Here is a 22,132-nt window from a genome sequence, read left to right as displayed (position 1 = left end):
TGGCGGACGCTTCGATACTGAACCTCAAGGTTCATCTTTAAAGCAAAGGAAGTCTCCATGCAGAAGATCATTCCCTGTCTCTGGTTCGATACCAACGGCGAAGAAGCGCTGAAGTTCTACAGCAGCATCTTTCCGAACTCGCGCGTGACCGACACGCTGCTCTGGGGCGACAGCAACCCCAGCCGCAAGGGCTCGCTGCTCACCGCGACCTTCGAGCTCGACGGGCAGAAGTTCATGGTTCTCAACGGCGGCCCGGAGTACAAGTTCAACCCGGCCATCTCGATGTTCGTGCCCTGCGAGACGCAGGCCGAGGTCGACTACTACTGGGACAGGCTGCTCGAAGGCGGCGGCCAGCCGGTGCAGTGCGGCTGGCTCACCGATCGTTTCGGCGTGTCTTGGCAGGTCGCGCCCACGGCCATGATCCGCATGTTCCAGGACAAGGACGAAGCCAAGGCCAACCGCGCGATGCAGGCCATGATGAAGATGGTCAAGCTCGACCTCGCCGAGGCGCAGCGCGCCTTCGACGGCAAGTAGTAGGCGACGCGGCGGCTACACCAGCCGGTGGATCGCCTTCTTGCGCCACACCAGCTGGTAGTAGGCGGTCTGCAGCAGCAGCATCGCGCCGAAGGTCACCGGGTAGGCTACCCAGACCCCGTCGAGCCCGATGCGGTGGCTCATGACCCAGGCCACCGGCACCTCAACGCCCAGGATGCAGAAGATGGAGATCAGCGTAGGCACCAGCACCGAGCCGCTGGCGCGCATGATCCCCGACAGCGCCGAGGCCATGCCGAAGACCACCAGGCTCCACAGCATGATGTGCAGCAGCGTCTGCGCAATCTCGATCACCGGCGCGCTGGTGATGAAGAAGCCCATCAGCGGCCGTGAGAACAGGTAGCCCAGCAGCACCAGTCCGCCGGTCAGCACCAGGTTCATCAATAGCGCCGTCTTCGCGATCGCGCCGAGCCTGTTGGCGCGGCCCGCACCGATGGCCTGTGCGCCCAGGATCGACGCCGTGATCGCGATCGAGATCGCCGGGAACTGCACATAGGCCACCACCTGGTTCACGGCGCCGTAGGCCGCCGTGGCGTTCGAGCCGAAGCCGTTGACCATCGACAGCAGCACCACCTCGGCCAGCGCCACCACGATCATCTGCACGCCCGTGGGCACGCCGATGCGCAGCACGGCCTTCAGCAACTGCGGCTGGATGCGCAGGTTGCGCATGAACTCCGCGTCGGGCGCGAGCGGGCTCTTGCGCTGGCGCAGTCGGAAGCCCAGCCAGATCGTCGACACCGCGAAGGACAGCACCGAAGCCCATGCGCCGCTGGCCACGCCGAGCTGCGGCAGCCCGCCCCAGCCGCGGATGAGCGCGGGCGTGACCACCAGGCCGATCAGCGTGGAGATCAGCAGCGTGAGCAGCGGCGTGACGGTGTCGCCCACGCCGCGCAGCATCGCTGTGGCCAGCAGGAACATGAACACGCCCGGCATCGCGATCAGCATGATGCGTGCATAGCGCGTGGAGTCGGCCAGCACGTCGGGCGGCGTGCCCAGCGCGGCCAGCATCGGCGTGGTGAATGCGCCGCCGAAGAGGGCGATCACCAGCCCCATCAGTACGCCGACGGTGAGCGTCGTGCCCGCCACGGCCTTGGCCTTGGCGACGTCGCGCGCCCCCCATGCCTGGCCGATGAGCACCGAGGCGCCGGCGCCCAGGCCGATGATGAAGGCGATGAAGAAGAACATCACCGGGAAGAAGCTCGACACCGCCGCGAGCGCGCCGACGCCCAGCATCTGGCCGACGTACACGTTGTTGAGCGTGCCGGAGAGCGACTGGAGGATGTTGCTGAGCAACATCGGCGCGAGGAAGAAGAGGAAGACCTTCCACAGGGGCCGCGGCGCGTTGACGGGCGCCACGGGCACGCCCTGCAGGCCGCTCTGGCCGGCGCCGGCGCTGCTGCCGGTGCCGGTCGTCTCGGTTGTTGTTCTCATTGATGGTTCCAGCCGGCGGCCGACAGTTTCTGCAGATGGGCGCGCACGTCGGCGGGCCAGGGTTCGATCAGGTTGGCGAAGCGTTGCTCCTCGCCGGCGAAGAGCGCGCGCGTGGCCTCCTCGAAGCCGGGCAGGTTGCCCGCGATGGCGGTCATGAAGCGGTAGGCCGCCTCCTGCGCCGCGCGCACGGTGTCGCGCTCGGCATTCACGCGGCGCGCATCTTCGACGAGCTTGCGCAGCGCGACCGAGGCGCCGCCGGGCTGGCGGCCGAGCCAGTCCCAGTGACGCGGCAGCAGCGTGACTTCGCGCGCGACCACGCCGAGCTTGGGGCGGCCCACGCCGCGCGGCGCGTCGTCGCGATGCGGCTCGGCCTCGGGGTAGCGCAACTCGGGCGGAAGCTCGCGCATGTCGAGGTCGAGCTGGGTGCCGGTCTGGTCGTCGAACACGAGATAAGGCCCGGGGTCGTCGCGGCGGCGCAGCTGTTCGAGCACTTCGGCCTTGCCGCCCTGTGCGACGCGCTGAAAGCCGAAGAACACGGTCAGGGTGGTTGTTGGGGTGTCAGAAGACATTCGGGTGTTTGTTCCTGGGGGTACCAAGCGAAACGAGGTGCGTAATCTACTCGCTGCCGCGCTTTGGTGCGCGTCATCTCGACGTCACGCGTCGCGTGCGCGCTCAGGGTGTGTTGTAGCCGTTCGCGCCGAAGCATTGAAGCTCTTCCTGCCAGAGCGAAAGAAGCTTTTCGAGTTCGGCCTTGCGATCGAAGTCCGGGTCCTTGCGCTCCTTGACGCGATCGACCACCTCGAAGCTGAAATGGCCCGCGCCGTGCGCGATCCAGTCCTGTACGAGCGCCTTGCTGCGGTGGGAATGCATGTTCAGCTCGAAGCGAGCGCGGTTCATCGCGCCTTCGACGTCGAGGCTGCCGCCAACGTAGATGCGGCCGCTCAGCTGGTTGCGGATCGCGTAGACGCCGGCGGGGCGCGGGTTCTCCTTGTATTGGCGGACGAGGGCGCGGCGGTTTTCCGTGGTCAGATTCATCACTCGAATATTATCCGGGTTAAATAAGACCAGCAATACACCCGGGTAAAAATAACTTCAGCTCTCCCGGAACCGTCGCCAACCGCGAGCCACGCGCCTGTTGAGCGCCCGCACCACCCGCCAGGGCCGGCTCTGGCGAACGAACTCGAGCACGCGGTCCTTCCAGGCCTTCCAGCGCGGATACCAGCGTGCGAACCACGGAATGCGCATCAGCGGCCCTTCGACCAGCTGGAAGATCCGCGCCACGATGGCCGTGCCCACCAGCTTGGCCAGCACCAGCACCGTGAGGGCAGTCGCGGCATGGCCGCGGCTGAAGAGAAAGAGCGCCAGCACCTTCACCGGCAGCAGCAACAGCACCGGCACGAAGAAGGCCAGCAGCGCTCCCCACGGCGGCAGCGCTCGCAGCCTGGCTTCGAGCGCCGCCCAGAAAGGAAGGCGGGAGAGCCGCGCCGCGAGCGCGGCGAGCGGTTCCCAGCCCCACTCTTCGAAGAGCAGCAGCGGAACGACGAGCGCGGTGCCTATGGCGCGGAGCAGGGCACGCAGTACGCGCAAGAGGCGCGCGAGGAATGTCATCGCGCGAGGGTAAGGCAAGGCAGGCCGGCCGGCGGGATTTCGGCCATCAGCTGACGGTCAGCGACCCGGATTCGAATGGCCACGTGCCCCTCCAGAAGGCCGTCCCGGCGCCTGCGAGCCGGCAGGAAAGCCCCCGGCTGGGTAGAGCGAGGCTATGGCGAAAGACATGCCCGGCACGCGTTTTCCATGGGGCAGCGAACCGGTATTACATGCGATGCTTGAAGGGGAAATTACTACTTTTGCTTGACACGGGTAGTCAATCGCAACAGGATGCAACCAAAGTAATCAAAAAAGATGAAACTCAATTTCTGAGTAGAAATGAATTAACTTTTGGAAACGAACAAGATGGACTAGTTGTCACAAAGGGGCTGAAATGGAAAGCGATCTCGACATTTCGTTGACAGATTCAGGTAGCTCGGCTAGGAAATACAACAACCCTGGCCAGTTCGGCGGACTCCTTTCTCCGTCCGCCGATACCCTCCCGTGGCCCGACTTCCTGACCGGGCAGCAGACCAAGCCAGTGCGCGTTCTTCTGGTCGACGACGACCCCTTCGTGCGCCGCGTCATCGCGCAGGAATTGCTGGGCGATCTGCGCATCCAGCTCGAGGGACAGGCTGGCACCCTGCGCGAAGGACGACGCCTGCTCATGCAGCACGAGTTCGACGTGCTGATGGTCGACATCCGCCTCGGAGACGGCAGCGGATTCGAGCTGATCGAGGAGGCCAAGCGGCATCGCAGCGCGGCCGAGATCATCGTCATTTCCGCCCTCGAGGACGAACCCCAGGTGCTGCATGCCTTCGAGCTCGGCGCCTCCGGCTACCTGGTCAAGAACGCGTGGTTCCAGAGCTATGCGCAGGCAGTGCTTCAGGTGGTCAATGGCGGTGCCGCCATCACCCCGCGGCTGGCCCGCCGGCTGCTCGTTCACCTCGATCACAAGCGCTCGAATGTGAACCCGGTGCGCCCGCCGGACAGCAAGGCGACGTTATCCGCAAGGGAGCGCGAAGTGTTGCGACTTGTAGCGACGGGCTACGTAACCGAAGAGATCGCCTTGCAGCTCACCATCAGTGCCCAGACGGTTAACGCGCACGTCAAGAACATCTACCGCAAGCTGCACGCCCATACCCGCGCGCAGGCCGTGAGCTTCGCCTCCCATCGGGGACTCCTGTAGGCCATGCCATGCTCGCGCCGCAGGTCCTTCAGCTTCCGCATTTTCTGGAAGACCAGTTCGTGTGGTTGTCGATCGGCTCCTGGTGCGTGCTGCTTGCATGGCTGCGTCCGCATGTCTCGCGCCGGCGGCTGCTGGCATGGGCAGCGCTCGCGGGCGCGCTGCACCTGAGCCCCGTCGCCGCCCAGGCGCTGCGGGCCGGATCGGCGATCACCGTCATGGCGAACGACATGCCATTCGCCTTCTGGGCCCTGCAGGTGGTCAACGTGCTGGTGCTGGGCATGGTCCTGGGCATCTGGTACGTCTCGCAGCGCCGCGCCGCGCGCTTTCGCCAGGCCGAGGCGGTGATGGCGGAGCGCCGCCGCATCGCCAACGACCTGCACGACGGCGTCGGCTCGCGGCTGGTGGCGCTGCTGGCCAGCCAGGACCCGAAATCGGCCGGCCCCGACAGCCTCTCTATGGCATTGCAGGCCTGCCTGCTCGAACTGCAGATGACGGTGGACGACCTGGACGACCAGGGCGACAGCACCGTCGTCGAGCGGCTGGGCCATCTGCGCTACCGCCTGAGGCCCGCGTTCGAGCGCATGGGCGTCGCCTTCGACTGGAGCGTCTCGGGCGAATCCGAGACTTTCCCTATGCCGGCGGAGACGGCGTCGCAGGTCTGCCGCGTGGCGCAGGAAGCCTTGTCGAACGCCTTGCGGCACTCGCGCGCAAGCCGCGTCGAACTGCGCGTCGCGCCGCACGACCAGGGCAGGGCGATGGTGCTCGAAGTGCGCGACAACGGCAGGGGGCTGGGCGTGCCGGTTGGCGCCCCGAGCGGATCGGGCCCCGCAGGCCACCTGGGCAAGGGACTACGCAGCATGCATTCGCGCGCCGAGGCGATCGGTGCGGAGCTCGACATCGGCCCCATGGCACCGCACGGCCTGTGCGTGCGGCTGGTGGTGCCCTGCGATGCGACGGCGGCGGCCGCGCAGTCGTCGTCCGGTACCGGCTCCAAACCCGAAAGCATGCTGTAACACGCCGGCCGGGCCGCCGGGGGCGGATGCCGTCCCCGCCTATGGCAAACTCCCGCGCTTTGCCAGGGACGCGCTCAAGACATGCAGAAAATCATTCGCCAGCTCGCCGTCGAGATCAAGGTCGGCGAGAACCAGGTGAAGGCCGCCGTCGAACTGCTCGACGGAGGCGCCACGGTTCCATTCATCGCCCGCTACCGTAAGGAAGCCACCGATGGCCTCGACGACACCCAGCTGCGCGAACTCGAAGCGCGTCTTTCCTACCTGCGCGAACTCGAAGACCGCCGCGTGGCCGTGCTCAAGGCCATCGACGAGCAGGGCAAGCTGACCCCCGAACTGCGTGCCGCCGTCGAGCTGGCGCCCACCAAGCAGGAGCTGGAAGACCTCTACCTGCCGTTCAAGCAGAAGCGCCGCACCAAGGGCCAGATCGCCCGCGAATTCGGCATCGAGCCGCTGGCCGACAAGCTGCTGGCCGACCCCACGCTCGACCCCGCCATGGAAGCCAAGGCCTTCCTGCAGCCCGCCACCACGCTCGACGACGGCAAGCCGGGCCCCGACTTCTCCACCGTGCCTTTCGTGCTCGACGGCGTGCGCGACATCCTTTCCGAGCGCTGGGCCGAAGACGCCGCGCTGGTGCAGAGCCTGCGCGAATGGCTCTGGAACGAAGGCCTGCTGCGTTCCAACCTGATGGCCGGCAAGGACGAGAACAACGCCGACGTCGCCAAGTTCCGCGACTACTTCGAGTACGACGAGCCCATCGGCCGCGTGCCTTCGCACCGTGCGCTGGCCGTGTTCCGCGGTCGCGCGCTCGAGATACTCGACGCCAAGCTGGTGCTGCCCGTGGAGCCCGAGCCGGGCAAGCCCAGCATCGCCGAAGGCCGCATCGCGCTGCACCTGGGCTGGAGCCATTCGGCCCGCCTGTCGGACGACCTGATCCGCAAGTGCGTGGCCTGGACCTGGCGCGTCAAGCTCGCGCTTTCCACCGAGCGCGACCTCTTCACCCGCCTGCGCGAAGACGCGGAAAAGGTCGCCATCAAGGTGTTCGCCGACAACCTGCGCGACCTGCTGCTGGCGGCGCCCGCCGGCCCGCGCGTCGTGATGGGCCTGGACCCGGGCATCCGCACCGGCGTGAAGGTGGCCGTGGTCGATTCGACCGGCAAGCTGGTCGAAACGGCCACCGTGTTCCCGCACGAGCCGCGCAAGGATTGGGAAGGCTCGCTGCACACGCTGGGCAAGCTGTGCGCCAAGCACGGCGTGAACCTGATCGCCATCGGCAACGGCACCGCCAGCCGCGAGACCGACAAGCTGGCCGCCGACCTCATCAAGCTGCTGGCCAAGATGGCCGCGCAGGCCGGCGCGCCCGAGCTGAAGGTCGACAAGGTGGTGGTGAGCGAGGCCGGCGCCTCGGTGTATTCCGCCAGCGAATTCGCCTCGCAGGAAATGCCCGACGTGGACGTGAGCCTGCGCGGCGCCGCCTCCATCGCGCGACGCCTGCAAGACCCGCTGGCAGAGCTCGTGAAGATCGACCCCAAGAGCATCGGCGTGGGCCAGTACCAGCACGACGTGAACCAGAGCGAACTCGCCCGCACCCTGCAGGCCGTGGTGGAAGACTGCGTGAACTCGGTGGGCGTCGACCTCAACACCGCCAGCGTGCCGCTGCTCAGCCGCGTGTCGGGCCTGTCTTCGAGCGTCGCGAAGGCGGTGGTGCGTTGGCGCGAAGCCAACGGCGCGTTCTCCACCCGCAAGCAGTTGCTGGACGTGACCGGCTTCGGCCCCAAGGCCTTCGAGCAGAGCGCGGGCTTCCTGCGCATCCGCGGCGGCGCCGATCCGCTGGACATCACCGGCGTGCACCCCGAGACCTATCCGCTGGTCGAGCAGATCATCGTGAAGACCGGCAAGCCCATCGCCGAGTTGATGGGCCGTGCCGACATGCTCAAGACGCTGAAGCCCGAGCTGTTCGCCAACGAGAAGTTCGGCGTCATCACCGTCAAGGACATCCTGGGCGAACTCGAGAAGCCCGGCCGCGACCCGCGCCCCGACTTCAAGGTGGCGCGCTTCAACGACGGCGTGGAAGACATCGCCGACTTGAAGGAGGGCATGGTGCTCGAGGGCACCGTGAGCAACGTGGCCCAGTTCGGCGCCTTCGTCGACCTCGGCGTGCACCAGGACGGCCTGGTCCATGTGAGCCAGCTGAGCCACAAGTTCGTGAACGACGCGCGCGAGGTCGTCAAGACCGGCGACATCGTCAAGGTCAAGGTGATGGAAGTGGACGTGGCGCGCAAGCGCATCGGCCTGTCGATGAAGCTCGACGCCGCTCCGGCGCGCCGCGACGGCCCGCGCGACAACCGCTTCGAGGGCGCCGGCCGCGGGCAGCAGCAGCACGGCCGCCGCGACAGCTCGCCGCAGCCCTCGGGCCAGATGGCCAACGCCTTCGCCAAGCTGCAGGGGCTGCGCAAGTAAGCCGTGCCGCACGGTTCTTGCTGACGCGACCGGCATGACGATGAAAGCCCTGCGCATCTACGCCGGCCCCGCGGCCCGCAAGCACATCGAGCAGCACGGCCTGCGCCCGCAGGACGTGCGCACCATTCCCGGCGCCGCCGGCGGGCCGAAAGGCCTGATCCTCGGGCCGCTCGACCGCTTCATCTTCGGCCGCTGGCTGCCGCAGTCGAGCCAGCAGGTGCACCTGGTGGGCGCGTCCATCGGCGCCTGGCGGCTTTCCACGGCATGCCTGGCCGATTCCGATGCCGCCTTCGAGCGCTTCGAGCACGACTACGTGCACCAGCAGTTCGAAGTGCCGCCGGGGCAGAAGCGGCTGAGCCCGCGCCAGCTCAGCGAGCGCTTCGCCGAGAGCCTCGAAGCCTTCTACGGCGGGCGCATCGGCGAGGTGCTGAGCCATCCGCGCTACCGCCTGCACGTAGTGACATCGCGCGGGCGCCACATCCTCGGTCGCGAGGGCAGGGCGCGCACGCCGGTGGGCTACCTCGGCGCCTTCGCCACCAACAGCCTGCACCGCAAGAGCCTGGGCGCGTGGCTCGAACGCTGCGTGTTCTCCACGCCCGGAGCTGCATTGCCTTTCGCCACGCGCGACTTCCGCACGCGCCAGCACGCGCTGAGCGAAGCCAACTTCAACATGGTGCTGCAGGCCTCGTGCTCCATTCCGTTCCTGCTGGCGGCGGTGCACGACATTCCCGGCGCACCGCGCGGCGCCTACTGGGACGGCGGCATCACCGACTACCACCTGCACCTGAACTACCAGCCCGCCGACGACGGCATCGTGCTGTACCCGCACTTCCAGCAGGCGGTTGTGCCCGGCTGGCTCGACAAGGGCCTGCGCTGGCGTCACAAGGCCAGCGGCTTCCTCGACCGCATGGTGGTGCTCGCGCCCGATCCCGAATGGGTGCGGACGCTGCCCAACGGCAAGCTGCCCGACCGCAAAGACTTCATCCACTTCGCTAACGACGCGCAGGCGCGCATCGGCGCATGGGGCCGTGCCACGCGCGAGGCGCGGCGGCTTTCCGACGAGTTCGAAGGCTGGCTTCAGCGCGACGGCGTGCCGGAGTTGCTGCCTCTCTGATTCGCCGGCGCGGCCAATGCCAGAGGTGCCGCGCAGTCGAGGACGTTCACTTCCACTGCATCGCCGACCTTGAGCGATGCGCCCGCCGGCCAATGCCCGGTGCCGATCGAGCGCGTGTGCACGCCGCCGTTGCGATAGCGCACGACGGCATAGGGCGCCGCGGCGCCGCGATCCGCGCCGTCAGCGCCGCAATCGCGATCGGCCGTGGCGGCCAGTTCGCCCATCTTCCCCACGCTGACGACCTGCGCGGCCCGCCAGCCAGCGGATCGGTCGAAGGAATGCGCGTCGAAGGCCGAGCAGCCGCCCAGCGCCAACGCCCACAGGATGGCTGCGCGCCGCATCTGCTTCACGGCGCCGGCCCGATCGCGGCAGTGGCCTGGATCTCGACGCGGTACTCGGAGTCGATCAGCTTCGCCCCCACCGTGGCGCGCGCCGGCGTGTGGCCGGCGGGCACCCATTCGTCCCACACCGAGTTCATGGCGGCGTAGTCGCCGACGGTGCGCAGGTAGATCGTCACGCTCACCAGGTTTTCCTTGGTCGCGCCCTGCGTGGCGAGCAGGCGGTCGATGTGGCGCAGGATCTCGCGCATCTGCCCGGTGATGTCGAGCGACGGGTTCTCGGCCACCTGGCCCGAGAGGTACAGCAGGCGCGCGGCGCCCAGGTCGACGGTCACCATCTCGCTGAAGCGGGGGCCCATGTCGTGGCGGATGATGTTCATGGCGAGGTCGGGAACGATGTGGGGAGATTGGAAGAAGACGAGACGATGGCAGCTTGCGGCGCATTCCACCAGCCGCCGCCGAGCGCCTGGAAGAGGGCGGCCGCGTCGGTCAGCCGCAGCGCCCGGGCCTGCACGAGATTCAGCAGCGCCTGCTGCTGTACCTGCTGGGCGACGCGCAGCGACAGCGCGCTGGCATCGCCCAGCCGCACCTGCGCCTGCGTGCGCGCCAGGCTCTGCGAAGCCGTGCGCTCGGCCTTCACGGCGGCCTGCAGCGCGCGCGTGTCGGCATCGATGGCTTCGAGCGTGTTGGCCACGTCCTGGAAGGCAGCCAGCACCGTCGCGCGGTACTGCGCCGCCGCCTCGTCGAACGAGGCCCGTGCCGCGGCTTCGCGATGCTTCAGCGCGCCGCCGTCGAAGATGGGCTGCGTCACGCTGCCGGCCACGGTCCAGAAGAGCGAAGAAGCCTTGAACAGGTCCGACAGCTTGTAGGCCGACGAGCCGTACGAGTTCGCGCCCAGCGTCACGTTCGGCAGCCGGGCCGCGACGGCCACGCCGATGGCGGCGCTGGCGGCCTGCAGTTGCGCTTCGGCCGCGCGCACGTCGGGACGATGCTCGACCAGGGTGGATGGCAGCGTCAGCGGCAGCTCGGTCGGCAGTTGCAGCGCGTCGAGATCGAAGCGAGCCTCCACGCCCTGGCCCGGATAGCGACCTGCCAGCGTGGCCAGCAGGTTGCGCTGCTGGGCGAGCTGTTTTTCCAGCGGCGGCAGCGTGGCTTCGGTGGCTGCCAGCGCGGCCTCCTGTGCATCGACGTCGGCCGACGCCACCTGGCCGAGCGCCAGCTGCTTGCGATAGGCCTGGAGCACTTCCTTCTGCCCCGCGATGATGGTCTGCGTGGCGCGCTGCTGCGCGCGAAGCGAGGCTTCGGTGATGGCCGCGGCCACCACGTTGCTGCTCAGCGTGAGCTTCGCGGCCACGCTCTGGAAGCGCTGCTGCTCGGTCTGTGCCTGCGCGCCTTCCACCTGCCTGCGGGTGGCGCCGAACACGTCGGGCGTGTACGACACCGTCACCTGCGCCGTGTGCAGCGTGTACAGGCTCGCGTTGGACGACACCGGGCTCGCCACCGCACTGGCCACGCGCTGCCGCGTGGGCGAGTAGCCCAGCGCCACGGTGGGCCAGAAGGCGGCGCGGTCGGCGGCTTCGTTCTCCTGCGCCGCGCGCAGGGCGGCGTCGGCGGCCTCGATGGTCGGGTTGCCGGCGAGGCTCTGCGTCACCAGCGCGTTCAGCGGTTCGCTGCGAAAGGCCTGCCACCACTGGGCCGGCACGTCGAGTTCGGGCGACAGGTGCGCCAGCGGCACGCCTTCGCCTTCCTTGCTCGCGGGTGGCGCGGGCGTGTACTGCGAGGGCAGGTCCAGCGGCGGGCGCTTGTAGTCGGGGCCGACCGCGCAGCCGGCCAGCAGCATCGTCAGCACGATGCCGGCGGCCACGGGCGTTGCCGGGTTTGTCTTCTTTGTCGTCATTGGTTCTTCTGCTTTCGTGCCGGCCTGTCTATCTATCGGTCGCGCCGCGAGCGCGTGCCCCAGCCCTTGCGTTCGAAGACGCGTTCCATCGCGAAGTAGAGCGTGGGCAGGATGAAGAGCGTCAGCAGCGTCGACACCACCAGTCCGCCGACCACCACCGTGGCCAGCCCGCGCTGCACGTCGGTGCCCACGCCGGTGGCCAGCGCCGCCGGCAGCATGCCGACCGAGGCCACCGTGGCCGTCATCAGCACCGGCCGCAGCCGTTCGGCCGCGCCTTCGAGCACCGAGGCCTGCAGCTCCAGCCCCTCGCCGCGCACGCGCCGGAAGTTCGCGACCATGATGATCCCGTTCTGGATCGACACGCCGAACAGCGCAATGAAGCCCACGGCCGTTGCCACGTTGAGCGTTTCGCCCGCCACATGCACCGCGATAAGCCCGCCCAGCGTGGCCATCGGCACCACGCCGAGGATCAGCGCCACCTGCCGGATCTTTCCGAACTGGAAGAACAGCAGCACCGCCATGATGCTGACCACGATGGCCAGCGACACGCCCAGGCGGGCCTGCGCGCGCTGCTGGTTCTCGAACTGGCCGGCCCACTGCAGGCGGGTCTTCGCCGGGTCGAACTTCACTTCCTTCGCTATGCGATCGCGTGCCTCGTCGAGGTAGGAGGCGAGGTCGCGGTCGCGGTTGTCCACGCGCACCGTGATCTGGCGCTCGTTCATCTCGTGCGAGATGGTGCTTTCGCCGGTCTGCAGCCGGATGTCGGCCACCTGCGACAGCGGCACCTTGGCGCCGCTGGAACTGTTGAGCAGCAGCGAGCCGATGGCCTCGGTGTTGCCCTTGGCGCTCTTGGGCATCTTCACCGACACGTTGTAGGTGCGGTTGCCCGAGTACACCGTGATGACCGGCGCGCCGCCGATGCCGGTCTGGATCAGGCTGGCCACGTCGTTCGCGTTGACGCCGAAGCGCGCCGCCGCCTCGCGGTTGAGCTGGATCACCACCTGCGGAATCGGCGGCTCCTGGAAGAGCGACGCCGAGGCCGTGCCACGCACCGTGCCCAGCAGTTCGACGATCTGGTTGCCGATGCGCCGGCTTTCCTTCAGGTCGTCGCCGTAGATGCGCAGCACCAGCGGGCTGTGCGCGCCGCCCACGGCGTCGTTCACGCCGTCGATGATGGGCTGGCTGATGCCCACGTCGAAGCCCGGCATGCGCGCGAAGCGCTCGGTCAGGGTGCGCACGAAGTCGGCCTTCTTCACGCCGGCCGGCCACTCGCTGTACGGCTTGAGGCCCACCGGCACCTCCATGTGCGAGGGCGTCCACGGGTCGGTGCCGTCGTCGTTGCGGCCGAGCTGGGTCACCACGTACGACACCTCCGGGTATTCGAGCAGCACGTGCCGCAGCTCGGTGGCCATCTCGCTGGCCTTGTCCAGCGACAGGCCCGAGGGCAACTGCACCTGCAGCCAGAGCGCCCCTTCGTCGATGTCGGGCAAGAACTCGCGCCCGGCCGTGGAGCCCAGCACCACCACCGCGGCCAGCGCCGCCACGCTCAGTCCGTAGGCGATGGCCGGCACCTCCAGCAGCCGCGCCAGCACCCGCCGGTACGCGCCCGTGAGCCAAACCAGCGGCTTGTTGACGAAGGGCTTGCTCGGCTTGCGCAGCGCCACGTAGGCCAGGCTCGGAATGAGCGTCAGCGCGCAGAGCAGGGCGCCCACCAGCGCGTAGCCCACCGTGAAGGCCATCGGCTTGAAGAGCTTGCCCTCGGCCCGCTCGAAGGCGAAGAGCGGAAAGTACGCCGTGATGATGATCAGCGTGGCGAAGAAGATCGGCCCCGACACATGGCTCACCGTCTCGAGGATGTTGCCCTCGGTGAGCGTGGCGTGCGGCTCTTCTTCGCGCCGCCGCAGGATGGCCTCCATCACCACGATGGCGCCGTCCACGATGATGCCGAAGTCGATCGCGCCCAGCGAGAACAGGTTGGCCGGCATGCGGGTGAAGTGCATCACGATGAACACCGTCACCAGCGACATCGGAATGGCCACCGCCGCCACCACCGCGCTGCGCGGGCTGCCCAGGAAAAGAATGAGCACGAAGCACACCAGCGCCATGCCCTCGAGTACCGTGTGCGTCACCTTGTCGACGGTGAGCTTCACCAGGTCGTCGCGGTCGATGTAGGGCACGATCTTCACGCCCATGGGCGCGAGCTCGGCCTGCAGCTCGTCGATCTTCCTGTGCACGCCTTCCAGCACGCGCGAGGGGTTCTCGTACTTGAGCATCAGCACGATGCCCTCGATGGTGTCCGGGTTCGTGTCCTTGCCGAGGATGCCGCCGCGCTCCTGGTGGCCGAACTGCAGCCGCCCGAGGTCGCGCACCTGCACTGGCGAGCCGTTGCTCTGCGACACCACCACCGTGCCCAGGTCGTCCAGCGTGCGGATCTGGCCGATGCCGCGCACCACGTAGCTCTGGTCGCCGCGCGCGATGCGCCCGCCGCCCGCGTTGGCGCTGTTGTTGTTGATGGCCGTGACCACGTCGCTGAGCACCAGCCCATACTTCTGCAGGCGCGCCGGATCGAGTTCGAGCTGGAACTCGCGCGTGAAGCCGCCGAAGTTGTTGATGTCCACCACGCCGGCCACCTGCTTGAGCGCGGGAATCACCTTCCAGCGCTGCAGCTCCGACAGCTCCATCAGGTTCTTCGTGTCCGACTCCAGCGTGTAGCGGTAGATCTCGCCGGCCGGCCCTGCCACCGGGCCCAGGCCGGGCTGCGCGCCCGAGGGCAGGCTGACCTGGCCGATGCGCTCGGTCACGCGCTGGCGCGCGAAGTAGTCGTCGGTGCCGTCCTTGAAGGTCAGCGTGATGAGCGACAGCCCGAAGGTGCTGCTCGAGCGGATCGAGGCCAGCCCCGGCGTGTTGCTCAGCGCGCGCTCCAGTGGCGTGGTGATCTGCTGCTCGATTTCCTCGGCGGCCAGGCCGTTGACCTGCGTGGTCACCTGCACGTCCACGTCGCCGAGGTCGGGGTACGCCTCCACGGTCATCTGCGTCCACGACCACGCGCCGAACAGCACGAGCGCCACCGACATCGCCCAGGCCAGGTGCCTGCGGCGGAAGAACTGGGTGATGATGAGATTAATCATTCAGCAGCACACCACCACGGACCACCACGCGCTCGCCCGCGGCCAGGCCACTGCGGATACGGACCTTGTCGCCGTCTTCACGCCCCAGTTCCACCGTGCGCCGCACGAAGGTCCAGGGCTCGGCTTCGACGAAGACGCTCACGCCGTCGTTGTTCATCAGCAGTGCCGATGACGGCACCTGCGGCTGCGAACCCTGCGGCACGCCCAGCACGGCTGTGGCGTACATGTTGGGCTTGAAGATCCCGTCGGGGTTGGCGAACACGATGCGCGCGCGGGCACGGCGCGTGTCCGCGTCGAGCACCGCGCTCACGAAGGCCACCTTGCCGCTGAAGCTGCGGCCGGGATAGGCGGCCAGCGTGACCACCACGTTCTGACCCGGCGCGACCGTGCCGACGACGCCCTCGGGCACGTTGACCGTGACCCAGACCGAATCGAGGTTCGACACCGTCATCAGCGCCGCGTTGGCGTCGTTCAGGTTCGCGCCGGCCGCAGCGTTCAGTGCCGTGACCGTGCCGGACGTGGGCGCGACGATCTTCAGCACCTGGCCGGCCTGTGCGCCGCCGCCTTCCGCGCCGAGGCTGCGCAGGCGCGCCTCGCTGCGGCGCAGTTCGGCGGTCTGCTGGGCGACTGCGCTCTGGGCCGCTTCCACGTCCTTGGCGGCGTTGGAGCCGGCCTCGTTCACGCCGCGCGCCCGCACCAGAGCGCGCTGCGCGAGGTCGAGCGCGTCGCGGGCCTTCTGCGCGTCGGCCACGGCCTGCGCGAGGTCGGGCGAGCTCATCGTCGCGAGCACCTGGCCGCGCCTGACGGTGTCGCCCAGGCGCACCTTCAGCTCGAGCAGCCTGCCGGTCAGCGGCGGGAGGATGTTGGCGGTGTTGGCCGGGTTGGCTTCCACCGTGGCGGGCAGGCTCACCTCGTGCGGCAGCGTGTCCTGGCCGACCGTTGCGACCAGCAGCCGATCGCGCAGCGGCGAGCCGGCGGGCACGCTGAGGCGGTTGCCCTGGCGCACGAGCATCGGCGCAGGGGCGGCGGCCACCGTGGTGGCGGCATGGGCGGTGCTGTCGAACGAATCGACGCACAGGGCCGCGCAGGTCATCACGCCGAAGACGATGCGCGCGGGAGTCATTTGGTAGAGGGATTTCTTCTTCATCGCGATACGGATGTCGCGGGACGGGCGCGCCGTGCACGGGACGCCTTCCCATGCCCTCGATCCGCTCCCGTCTCCTGCGGAGAGCGTAAGAAAACGTGCCTGAAGAAGCTCCCAAGAAATCCTGAAGTTCTCTTCAGGATCGGCTTTTCCGGCGGCCTTCGGTGGGCCTCGGTGGCCGGCAGTCAGGAACACGCGGCATGATCCGCGCCATGAGAATTCTGCTGATCGAGGACGACCGCAAGGCCGCCCGGCTGCTGGCCAGGGGCCTGCAGGAAGAGGGCTTCGTGGTCGACGTGGTGCACACGGCCGAGGAGGGCGACGAGGAGGCCTTCGTCGTCGCCTACGACCTGATCGTGCTCGACTGGATGCTGCCCGGAAAGGACGGCCTCACCATGTGCCGCGACCTGCGCCAGCGCGGCTGCAAGACGCCCGTGCTCATGCTCACCGCCCGCGACGCGCTGAGCGACCGCGTGGCCGGCCTCAACACCGGCGCCGACGACTACCTGACCAAGCCCTTCGCCTTCGACGAGCTGCTGGCCCGCGTGCGCGCGCTGCTGCGCCGCTCCGAGTTGGTGAGGCCGGTGGTGCTCTCGCTGGCCGACCTGAGCCTCGACCCGCTGAGCCAGCGCGTGCTGCGCGGCAGCACCGTGCTCGAACTGACCCACAAGGAGTTCGCGATCCTGCAGATATTGCTGCGCCACGCCGGCGAGGTGGTCAGCCGCTCGCGCCTGGCAGAGCAGGTTTGGAAGGACGACCTGATCTCCATCGACAACCTGATCGACGTGCACATCAGCAACCTGCGCCGCAAGGTCGATGCGCCGCCGGCCGTGCCGCTGATACAGACCGTGCGCGGACGCGGCTTCAGGCTGGCGCTGGCGGACGACAACGCCGGCGCGGGAACCGTCGCGCATGCTTAGTTTTCGCAAGCGGCTGGCGCTGGCGCACGTCAGCGTGATCGTGGTGGTGATGGCGGTCGCGGCCTTCGGCTCCTACCTCGTGTTCTCGCGCAACGTGCACCGCGAGCTCGACGCCGCGCTGCTGGCGCTGGCCGAGACCGAGATGGGCATGCTGCTGTCCGCCGGCGAGGGCGATACCGTCATCGTGCATGAGGCGCCGCCAGGCCCCGGCGCGCCGTCGTTCGTGCGGCTCGACAGGCTGGTGCAGATCGTCGACGCCGACGGCCGCGTGCTGGCGCGCAGCAGCAACCTCGGCGAGGCGCAGCTGCCCATTCCGCCTGCGCTGCGCGAGCGGCTGGCCGCGGGCGAAACCGTGTTCGAAACGCTCGACGGCTACGGCGAGGAACCCACGCGCATGGTCTCGGTGCCCGTGCCGGGCCGCAGCTCGCAACTCGCGGTGCAGGTGGCCGGCTCGCTGGACGACGTGAACCGCACCGTGGCCATGGCCAGCGCGCTCTTCATCATCCTCGGCGGCGCGCTGCTGCTGGCGCTGGGGGCGGCCGGTGCGCTCATCACCCGGCGCGCTTTCGGCGCCATCGACGACGTGGTGCGGCAGGCGCATCGCATCGGCGATGCGAACCTGGGCGAAAGGCTGCCGCACTCCGGAACCAGGGACGAGATCGGCCGGCTGGTGGACACCCTCAACGACATGCTCGGGCGCATCGAGCAGGGCATGGAGGCGCAGCGACGCTTCACGGCCGATGCTTCGCACGAGCTGCGCTCGCCGCTGTCGCGCCTGCGCACAGAGCTCGAACTGGCATTGCGCAGGCCGCGCGAGCCGGCCGCGTATGTGGAAACGCTGCGCTCCTCGCTGGAGGAGGTCGAGTCGCTCACGCTGCTGGTCGAGGAACTGCTCGTGCTGGCCCGCCTCGATGCCGGCCAGGAGCGCGACGCCGTGGAAACGGTGTCGCTGAACCAGCTCGCGGAAGAGGCCCTGAGGCGGCTCGAGCCTCTGGCACGAGAGCGCCGCCTTGCCTTGTCGCTTGACGAGGCCCCGCCGGTCGCCGCGCGCGTCGCCCGCGGCGCGGCCAGCCTCGCGCTGGCCAACCTGCTCGACAACGCCCTGAAGTTCTCGCCACCCGGCACCACCGTGCGCGTGGGCCTGCGGGCAGACGCGGAGGCGAACGAGGCCGTCATCAGCGTGGCCGACAGCGGCCCCGGCATACGCGGCGACGAAATGCCGCACCTGTTCGAACGCTTCTACCGCGGCGCCACGGCGCGCTCGGACGAGAAGACCCCGGGCCTCGGGCTCGGGCTGGCGCTCTCGCAGGCAGTGGTGCATGCGCACGGAGGGCGGATCGAGGCGGCGAACGAGAGCGGGGGAGGGGCGCGGTTCGACATGAGGTTGCCTCTGGCGGTGCCGGGCAAACCCTGACCGGGCCGGCCCAAGGCGCTTCGAGAATGACCCGATCCGTTCATTCCCCCGAAGCAACGAAAGGGTCCCCGCCGTCATGCCCCAAGCCACGCTGTCCCGCCGCCGGTTCACCTTCGCCACCGCAGCCGCAAGCCTCGCCTTGCCGGCGTTCGCGCAGAGCACTTGGCCCAGCAAGCCGATCCGCATCGTCGTGCCCTACACGCCCGGCGGGTTCACCGACCAGATGGCGCGGCTGGTGCAGATCGGGCTGCAGACGAAGCTCGGGCAGCCGGTTCTGATCGACAACAAGCCCGGCGCCAACAGCCTGATCGGCGTCGATGCGATCGCGAAGGCGCCGCCGGATGGCACGACCTTCGGTGTCGTGATCGCGGCCTATGCGGCCAACACCACGCTGTACCCGAAGCTGCCCTACGACCCGCACAAGGACCTGACCGGCGTTTCGCTGATGGGCGTTTCGCCGCTGCTGGCGGCGGTGAATGTCGATGCGCCTTTCAAGACGGCGCGCGAGCTCATCGACTATGCGCGCGCCAATCCGGGCAAGGTGAGCTTCGGCTCGTCGGGCAACGGCTCGGCCGCGCACCTGACCACCGAGCTGTGGAAGTCGCTGACGCAGACCTACATGATCCACATCCCGTACCGGGGCGCGGTGCCGGCGCTGACCGACCTGATGGGCGGGCAGATCCAGCTCTTCTTCGATGCGCCCACGGGCCTCATCAACCAGGCCAAGGCCAGCAAGGTGCGGTTGATCGGCGTGGCGGGCGACAAGCGCCTGGCCGCTGCGCCCGAGGTGCCGACCTTCATCGAGCAGGGCTTCGCGGGTTTCACCGGCAGCACCTGGGCCGGCATGCTGGCGCCGGCGGGCACGCCGCGCGACATCGTCAGGCGCATGTCGGAAGAAGTGGCGCGCATCATCAAGAGCGACGACACGCGCGCCAAACTGGATGCGATGGGCACGATTCCGGCGGGCAGCACGCCGGAGGAATTCGATGCGTTCATCACCGCCGAGACGGCGAAATGGGGAAAGGTCATCCGTACCGCGGGCGTGAAAGCGGAATAGCGAGCCGAACAGCAGGGCAAGTAGTGCTTTAAAGGTAAATCGGTCTTTCAAGACGTGCTCCGGGTGTCCGGAAGGTCATTCGGATGGCGCTGCACGGATAGTGCGGCCCATTGCAGGGCAATCGAGAATTTCAGTGCCTCAAAAGAAGGCACGGGTCCATCCACGCTGAATTCGAAGAAGCGATGGGTTTGTGAAATCCAACTCGATACCCTGGAGACAAATCTTGAACAAGACGAAGATTTCCGGCTTTCATGGAATGCGGTGGTCGGGGCGGCTGCTTCGGCCAATGCTCCTGGCTGCTGCCTGCGGAGCGTTCATTTCATCGGCCCATGCGGCCAATGACATTTCCAGCACCCTCATCCGAACCTGCTCCAACCAGCTCAACGGCGCGCAATACGGCGATGCGGTGCTGAATGATTTCCGCGGCACCCGATTTCCTTCGCCGAAGACGGGCGGCTTCACGGTCAGCTCCGTCGAGCAGGTCTGGCTCGCGCTGCCGGCCTATTGCCTGGTGAAGGGAACGATCCAGCCGACTTCTCCGGGCGGAATCGATCCGGCCGTGAAGGACCCGAGCTACCGCGTGCCCGACATCAATTTCCAGATCTATGTGCCGGCCCAATGGAATGGCAAATTCGTGCAGCTCGGCGGCGGCGGATTTGCGTGGAAGACCGACGTGGTCGCCAATGGCATCCAGACCAATCTCCAGTATTCGCCTTCGCTGCAGGGAATTGCGCTGTCGAATTACGCCGTGATCCTCAGCGACGCGGGCGCCGGCGATTCGGGCAAGTCGTTCAATCCCGATTTCGTGCAGCCCGGCAGGAAGCTCGGCGACGTTGCGAAGCAGGAAATGGTGAAGAACTTCGGGCAGGACTCCATCAAGAAATCGCTGGACGTCGGGCTGTACCTTCTGAAGAAGCTCACGGGAACCAGGCCCACCGACACATATTTCGTCGGCATTTCCACCGGCGGCAGGCAGGCGCTGAAGGCCATGGCGAACTGGCCCGACGCCTACGACGGCATCGTCGCCGGAGCGCCACCCGTGGACGAGACCAATTTGCTCAAGAGCATCGAGGTACCGGCAGTGGTCAACGACTGGGTGGTCAACTGGGGCGGCGCCTCGGCGATGATCACCAGCCTCTTCGGCCAGGAGGTGTCGCAGCAGACCTTGAGCGACGGGCTGGGCGCCGTCTCGCGGCACCTGGCGGACGTGGCCATCGAGTCCGGTGCGGACTACGACGGCTACAACAGGCTGCTCGACGTGCTCGCGCCCGTCTGGAACGTGCAGCCCCGCGAACTTCTTCCGTTCTTCGACGCGGCGGCGAGCCAGAGGAAGGCGGGCACGAAAGGCAAGAAGATCATCATCTACCAGGGCACTTCCGACTTCCTGGTGCCCTGCACGCAGGCGGGCGAGTTCGTCGGCAAGCTGGCTGCCTTGCCCTCGGGCGGAAAGGTGAGCTCGGGCGACATCAAGGCTTCGGTTCGCGCCTATTTCATCGAGGACTACAGCCACGGCTTCTACAACACCAATACGCTGCTCAGGCGGATTGGCCTGACGCCGCTGCAGCTGGCCTGGAATGCGGTGGCTGACCTCGACAACTGGGTGCACGACGATCAGGCCCGCGTCGGCGCGCCGTCGCTCGCAAGAAACGCGACGGGCGAGATCCCGTCGAACCAGGCCCTGAGCGCCTGGAAGTGCATCGCCAGCCCCTGAGGCCGGCTACGCCCCCGGCGCCAGGAATCAGGGCGCCAGCACCAGCACCTTGAACTGGCTCGGCACGATCCGCATGCCGATGATGTTGCAGCGGTTCTGCACCGACAGGCTGGTCATGCGCGTGCAAGGCGTGCCCTTCAACAGCACGGTGAACGCGCCGGTGATGTGGCGCGAGGGGCCCATCACCGTCTGCGAGACCACGCCCATCAGCACCCCGGCGTTATCGCCGTTGGTGATGGGCGTGGTGGTCGCCAGGTTGTGCGCGGGCGTGCCGCCGTAGAGGATGTTCCAGGCGTTGGGGATGGCGGTCGGCCCCAGCGCGAAGTTGGGGTAGGGAATCGGCAGCGCCGGCGGCGTCTTGCAGACATCGGGGAAGGCGAGGTCAACGCCCATCATCTGTGCATTGGCAAACATGGCAACGGCTCCTTCGGGTCAGCCCATATGGATCTGCTCGGCATCGACCTTGACCAGCCCCTTGCTGGTCAGCAGCGTGTTCTTCGAATGCAGGCGCAGGGTCTGCTCGGCCTCGATGTCGAGCTGGCCGGCACGCACCTGTTCCACCTCTTCGGTCAGGCGGAAGCTCGAGCGGGTGAGCAGGTTGAAGCGGTCCAGCACCACCTCGCAGGCGCGGCCGACGAAGCGCGACACCAGCACGCTGAAGCGGATGTGGCCGCCCTGGTAGTCCATCTCACCGATCTCGCAATGGGCTTGCCGGGCCTGAGCGCGCCACTCGGGCGACTGCATGGCGATCGACGTGTCCGATTCCAGCGCCATCGGGCCAGCGCTGCGCGCGCGGATGCCACCCGAGCGCGACACCAGCGTCAGGTCGCCGTCCACGGCCAGCGTCGCCTGTCGCGGGTCGGCCTGGGCGACCACCGCGATGACGAAGCTGTCGCCCTGGCGGGTCGAGGTGACCAGCACCGTATCGCCCGGCGAGGGCAGCAGCAGGCAGCTGGCGACGCGGCGGCAGCGCAGCGATCCCTGGCCGTCGTCGAGATCGACTTCGAACCAGAGGTCACCGTCGCTGGCGATCACCGTGGCGATCCGCGTGCCGGAGTCCGCGCGGCCTGCATGCGAAGGGCGCTGCATCAGCGGATCCAGCACGCCTTGCGTTGCATCGCTTGCGGTGGCGATCGTCTCGCCAGCCGTGGTCCGGTTGGTGTTCCGGGCTGAGGTCATG

Annotated in this window: 20 protein-coding genes; 9 read left to right on the top strand and 11 right to left on the bottom strand. The window is 68.0% G+C overall.

Going from position 1 to position 22,132, the window contains the following annotated elements:
* Nucleotides 1–57: 57 nt before the first annotated feature.
* Nucleotides 58–534, top strand: a complete 477-nt coding sequence (locus SFB74_RS16890) for a VOC family protein (protein ID WP_432725341.1) — start codon at nucleotides 58–60, stop codon at nucleotides 532–534.
* Between the two features lie 15 nt (nucleotides 535–549).
* On the opposite strand, the gene SFB74_RS16885 is transcribed toward SFB74_RS16890, so the two are convergent.
* From SFB74_RS16885 to SFB74_RS16870, 4 genes are all read right to left on the bottom strand, one after another.
* The gene (locus SFB74_RS16885; RefSeq protein ID WP_432725339.1) at nucleotides 550–1,983 is read right to left on the bottom strand and encodes an MATE family efflux transporter; all 1,434 of its coding nucleotides are present in this window, start codon (nucleotides 1,981–1,983) and stop codon (nucleotides 550–552) included.
* On the bottom strand, nucleotides 1,980–2,552 hold the full coding sequence (locus tag SFB74_RS16880; protein ID WP_432725337.1) for a DUF2239 family protein: 573 nt from the start codon (nucleotides 2,550–2,552) through the stop codon (nucleotides 1,980–1,982). Before SFB74_RS16880 ends, SFB74_RS16885 begins: the two co-directional genes overlap by 4 nt.
* Nucleotides 2,553–2,655: 103 nt before the next feature.
* The gene (locus SFB74_RS16875) at nucleotides 2,656–3,018 is read right to left on the bottom strand and encodes a GIY-YIG nuclease family protein (RefSeq protein WP_432725335.1); all 363 of its coding nucleotides are present in this window, start codon (nucleotides 3,016–3,018) and stop codon (nucleotides 2,656–2,658) included.
* 57 nt (nucleotides 3,019–3,075) lie between these two features.
* Nucleotides 3,076–3,591, bottom strand: coding sequence for a hypothetical protein (locus SFB74_RS16870; protein ID WP_432725333.1), 516 nt, complete (start codon nucleotides 3,589–3,591; stop codon nucleotides 3,076–3,078).
* Nucleotides 3,592–3,964: 373 nt separating this feature from the next.
* On the opposite strand from SFB74_RS16870, the gene SFB74_RS16865 reads away from it, so the two are divergent.
* The 4 genes from SFB74_RS16865 (at nucleotide 3,965) to SFB74_RS16850 (ending at nucleotide 9,343) form a co-directional block, all read left to right on the top strand.
* Nucleotides 3,965–4,759, top strand: coding sequence for a LuxR C-terminal-related transcriptional regulator (locus SFB74_RS16865; protein ID WP_432725331.1), 795 nt, complete (start codon nucleotides 3,965–3,967; stop codon nucleotides 4,757–4,759).
* A gap of 59 nt (nucleotides 4,760–4,818) precedes the next feature.
* On the top strand, nucleotides 4,819–5,772 hold the full coding sequence (locus tag SFB74_RS16860) for a sensor histidine kinase (protein ID WP_432725330.1): 954 nt from the start codon (nucleotides 4,819–4,821) through the stop codon (nucleotides 5,770–5,772).
* Nucleotides 5,773–5,853: 81 nt separating this feature from the next.
* Nucleotides 5,854–8,229, top strand: coding sequence for a Tex family protein (locus SFB74_RS16855; protein WP_432725329.1), 2,376 nt, complete (start codon nucleotides 5,854–5,856; stop codon nucleotides 8,227–8,229).
* A gap of 40 nt (nucleotides 8,230–8,269) precedes the next feature.
* Complete coding sequence (locus tag SFB74_RS16850) at nucleotides 8,270–9,343, top strand: phospholipase (RefSeq protein ID WP_432731950.1); 1,074 nt, start codon at nucleotides 8,270–8,272, stop codon at nucleotides 9,341–9,343.
* On the opposite strand, the gene SFB74_RS16845 is transcribed toward SFB74_RS16850, so the two are convergent.
* Genes SFB74_RS16845 through SFB74_RS16825 form a run of 5 tightly spaced genes read right to left on the bottom strand, consistent with a single transcriptional unit; the run spans nucleotide 9,307 to nucleotide 15,853 of the window.
* Nucleotides 9,307–9,684, bottom strand: coding sequence for a hypothetical protein (locus SFB74_RS16845; protein ID WP_432731949.1), 378 nt, complete (start codon nucleotides 9,682–9,684; stop codon nucleotides 9,307–9,309). The two genes, SFB74_RS16850 and SFB74_RS16845, sit on opposite strands and share 37 nt — an antisense overlap.
* 5 nt (nucleotides 9,685–9,689) lie before the next feature.
* Nucleotides 9,690–10,061, bottom strand: a complete 372-nt coding sequence (locus SFB74_RS16840; protein ID WP_432725328.1) for a RidA family protein — start codon at nucleotides 10,059–10,061, stop codon at nucleotides 9,690–9,692.
* A complete protein-coding gene (locus tag SFB74_RS16835; RefSeq protein WP_432725326.1) occupies nucleotides 10,058–11,578 on the bottom strand; it encodes an efflux transporter outer membrane subunit in 1,521 nt (506 codons plus the stop codon). Before SFB74_RS16835 ends, SFB74_RS16840 begins: the two co-directional genes overlap by 4 nt.
* A gap of 32 nt (nucleotides 11,579–11,610) precedes the next feature.
* Nucleotides 11,611–14,706 (bottom strand): efflux RND transporter permease subunit, encoded by a 3,096-nt coding sequence (locus SFB74_RS16830; RefSeq protein WP_432725324.1) that lies wholly within the window; start codon nucleotides 14,704–14,706, stop codon nucleotides 11,611–11,613.
* Nucleotides 14,699–15,853 (bottom strand): efflux RND transporter periplasmic adaptor subunit, encoded by a 1,155-nt coding sequence (locus tag SFB74_RS16825; protein ID WP_432725323.1) that lies wholly within the window; start codon nucleotides 15,851–15,853, stop codon nucleotides 14,699–14,701. The genes SFB74_RS16830 and SFB74_RS16825 overlap by 8 nt, the downstream gene beginning before the upstream one ends.
* Before the next feature lie 209 nt (nucleotides 15,854–16,062).
* Here SFB74_RS16825 and SFB74_RS16820 point away from each other — a divergent pair, with 209 nt between their 5' ends.
* From SFB74_RS16820 to SFB74_RS16805, 4 genes are all read left to right on the top strand, one after another.
* Entirely contained in the window at nucleotides 16,063–16,770 is a 708-nt protein-coding gene (locus SFB74_RS16820; protein ID WP_432725321.1) for a response regulator transcription factor, read from the top strand.
* Nucleotides 16,763–18,184: a sensor histidine kinase gene (locus tag SFB74_RS16815; RefSeq protein WP_432725319.1), complete on the top strand. Its 1,422-nt coding sequence runs from the start codon at nucleotides 16,763–16,765 to the stop codon at nucleotides 18,182–18,184. Before SFB74_RS16820 ends, SFB74_RS16815 begins: the two co-directional genes overlap by 8 nt.
* A 76-nt stretch (nucleotides 18,185–18,260) precedes the next feature.
* Nucleotides 18,261–19,241 (top strand): tripartite tricarboxylate transporter substrate binding protein, encoded by a 981-nt coding sequence (locus SFB74_RS16810; protein ID WP_432725318.1) that lies wholly within the window; start codon nucleotides 18,261–18,263, stop codon nucleotides 19,239–19,241.
* Between the two features lie 286 nt (nucleotides 19,242–19,527).
* Complete coding sequence (locus SFB74_RS16805) at nucleotides 19,528–20,952, top strand: tannase/feruloyl esterase family alpha/beta hydrolase (RefSeq protein WP_432725317.1); 1,425 nt, start codon at nucleotides 19,528–19,530, stop codon at nucleotides 20,950–20,952.
* 27 nt (nucleotides 20,953–20,979) lie between these two features.
* Here SFB74_RS16805 and SFB74_RS16800 read toward each other — a convergent pair whose 3' ends face one another.
* Together SFB74_RS16800 and SFB74_RS16795 are read right to left on the bottom strand one after the other, a co-directional pair.
* Nucleotides 20,980–21,366, bottom strand: a complete 387-nt coding sequence (locus SFB74_RS16800; RefSeq protein ID WP_093195101.1) for a DUF4150 domain-containing protein — start codon at nucleotides 21,364–21,366, stop codon at nucleotides 20,980–20,982.
* Nucleotides 21,367–21,384: 18 nt separating this feature from the next.
* A complete protein-coding gene (locus SFB74_RS16795) occupies nucleotides 21,385–22,131 on the bottom strand; it encodes a DUF3540 domain-containing protein (RefSeq protein WP_432725316.1) in 747 nt (248 codons plus the stop codon).
* Between the last annotated feature and the right edge of the window lies 1 nt (nucleotide 22,132).

The organism is Variovorax xiamenensis (genome assembly GCF_050916385.1).
In the GTDB taxonomy this organism is placed as follows: domain Bacteria; phylum Pseudomonadota; class Gammaproteobacteria; order Burkholderiales; family Burkholderiaceae_C; genus Variovorax.
This window is presented reverse-complemented; position numbering and strand designations above follow the sequence as displayed.

Excerpts from the sequence above, each read along its gene's own strand:
- SFB74_RS16890 (WP_432725341.1), top strand. The coding sequence starts at position 58 with ATGCAGAAGATCATTCCCTGTCTCTGGTTCGATACCAACGGCGAAGAA.
- SFB74_RS16880 (WP_432725337.1), bottom strand. The coding sequence starts at position 2,552 with ATGTCTTCTGACACCCCAACAACCACCCTGACCGTGTTCTTCGGCTTT.
- SFB74_RS16885 (WP_432725339.1), bottom strand. The coding sequence starts at position 1,983 with ATGAGAACAACAACCGAGACGACCGGCACCGGCAGCAGCGCCGGCGCC.
- SFB74_RS16825 (WP_432725323.1), bottom strand. The coding sequence starts at position 15,853 with ATGAAGAAGAAATCCCTCTACCAAATGACTCCCGCGCGCATCGTCTTC.
- SFB74_RS16855 (WP_432725329.1), top strand. The coding sequence starts at position 5,854 with ATGCAGAAAATCATTCGCCAGCTCGCCGTCGAGATCAAGGTCGGCGAG.
- SFB74_RS16830 (WP_432725324.1), bottom strand. The coding sequence starts at position 14,706 with ATGATTAATCTCATCATCACCCAGTTCTTCCGCCGCAGGCACCTGGCC.
- SFB74_RS16835 (WP_432725326.1), bottom strand. The coding sequence starts at position 11,578 with ATGACGACAAAGAAGACAAACCCGGCAACGCCCGTGGCCGCCGGCATC.
- SFB74_RS16805 (WP_432725317.1), top strand. The coding sequence starts at position 19,528 with ATGCTCCTGGCTGCTGCCTGCGGAGCGTTCATTTCATCGGCCCATGCG.
- SFB74_RS16840 (WP_432725328.1), bottom strand. The coding sequence starts at position 10,061 with ATGAACATCATCCGCCACGACATGGGCCCCCGCTTCAGCGAGATGGTG.
- SFB74_RS16845 (WP_432731949.1), bottom strand. The coding sequence starts at position 9,684 with ATGCGGCGCGCAGCCATCCTGTGGGCGTTGGCGCTGGGCGGCTGCTCG.
- SFB74_RS16810 (WP_432725318.1), top strand. The coding sequence starts at position 18,261 with ATGCCCCAAGCCACGCTGTCCCGCCGCCGGTTCACCTTCGCCACCGCA.
- SFB74_RS16850 (WP_432731950.1), top strand. The coding sequence starts at position 8,270 with ATGAAAGCCCTGCGCATCTACGCCGGCCCCGCGGCCCGCAAGCACATC.
- SFB74_RS16800 (WP_093195101.1), bottom strand. The coding sequence starts at position 21,366 with ATGTTTGCCAATGCACAGATGATGGGCGTTGACCTCGCCTTCCCCGAT.
- SFB74_RS16865 (WP_432725331.1), top strand. The coding sequence starts at position 3,965 with ATGGAAAGCGATCTCGACATTTCGTTGACAGATTCAGGTAGCTCGGCT.
- SFB74_RS16820 (WP_432725321.1), top strand. The coding sequence starts at position 16,063 with ATGAGAATTCTGCTGATCGAGGACGACCGCAAGGCCGCCCGGCTGCTG.
- SFB74_RS16795 (WP_432725316.1), bottom strand. The coding sequence starts at position 22,131 with ATGACCTCAGCCCGGAACACCAACCGGACCACGGCTGGCGAGACGATC.
- SFB74_RS16815 (WP_432725319.1), top strand. The coding sequence starts at position 16,763 with ATGCTTAGTTTTCGCAAGCGGCTGGCGCTGGCGCACGTCAGCGTGATC.
- SFB74_RS16875 (WP_432725335.1), bottom strand. The coding sequence starts at position 3,018 with ATGAATCTGACCACGGAAAACCGCCGCGCCCTCGTCCGCCAATACAAG.
- SFB74_RS16870 (WP_432725333.1), bottom strand. The coding sequence starts at position 3,591 with ATGACATTCCTCGCGCGCCTCTTGCGCGTACTGCGTGCCCTGCTCCGC.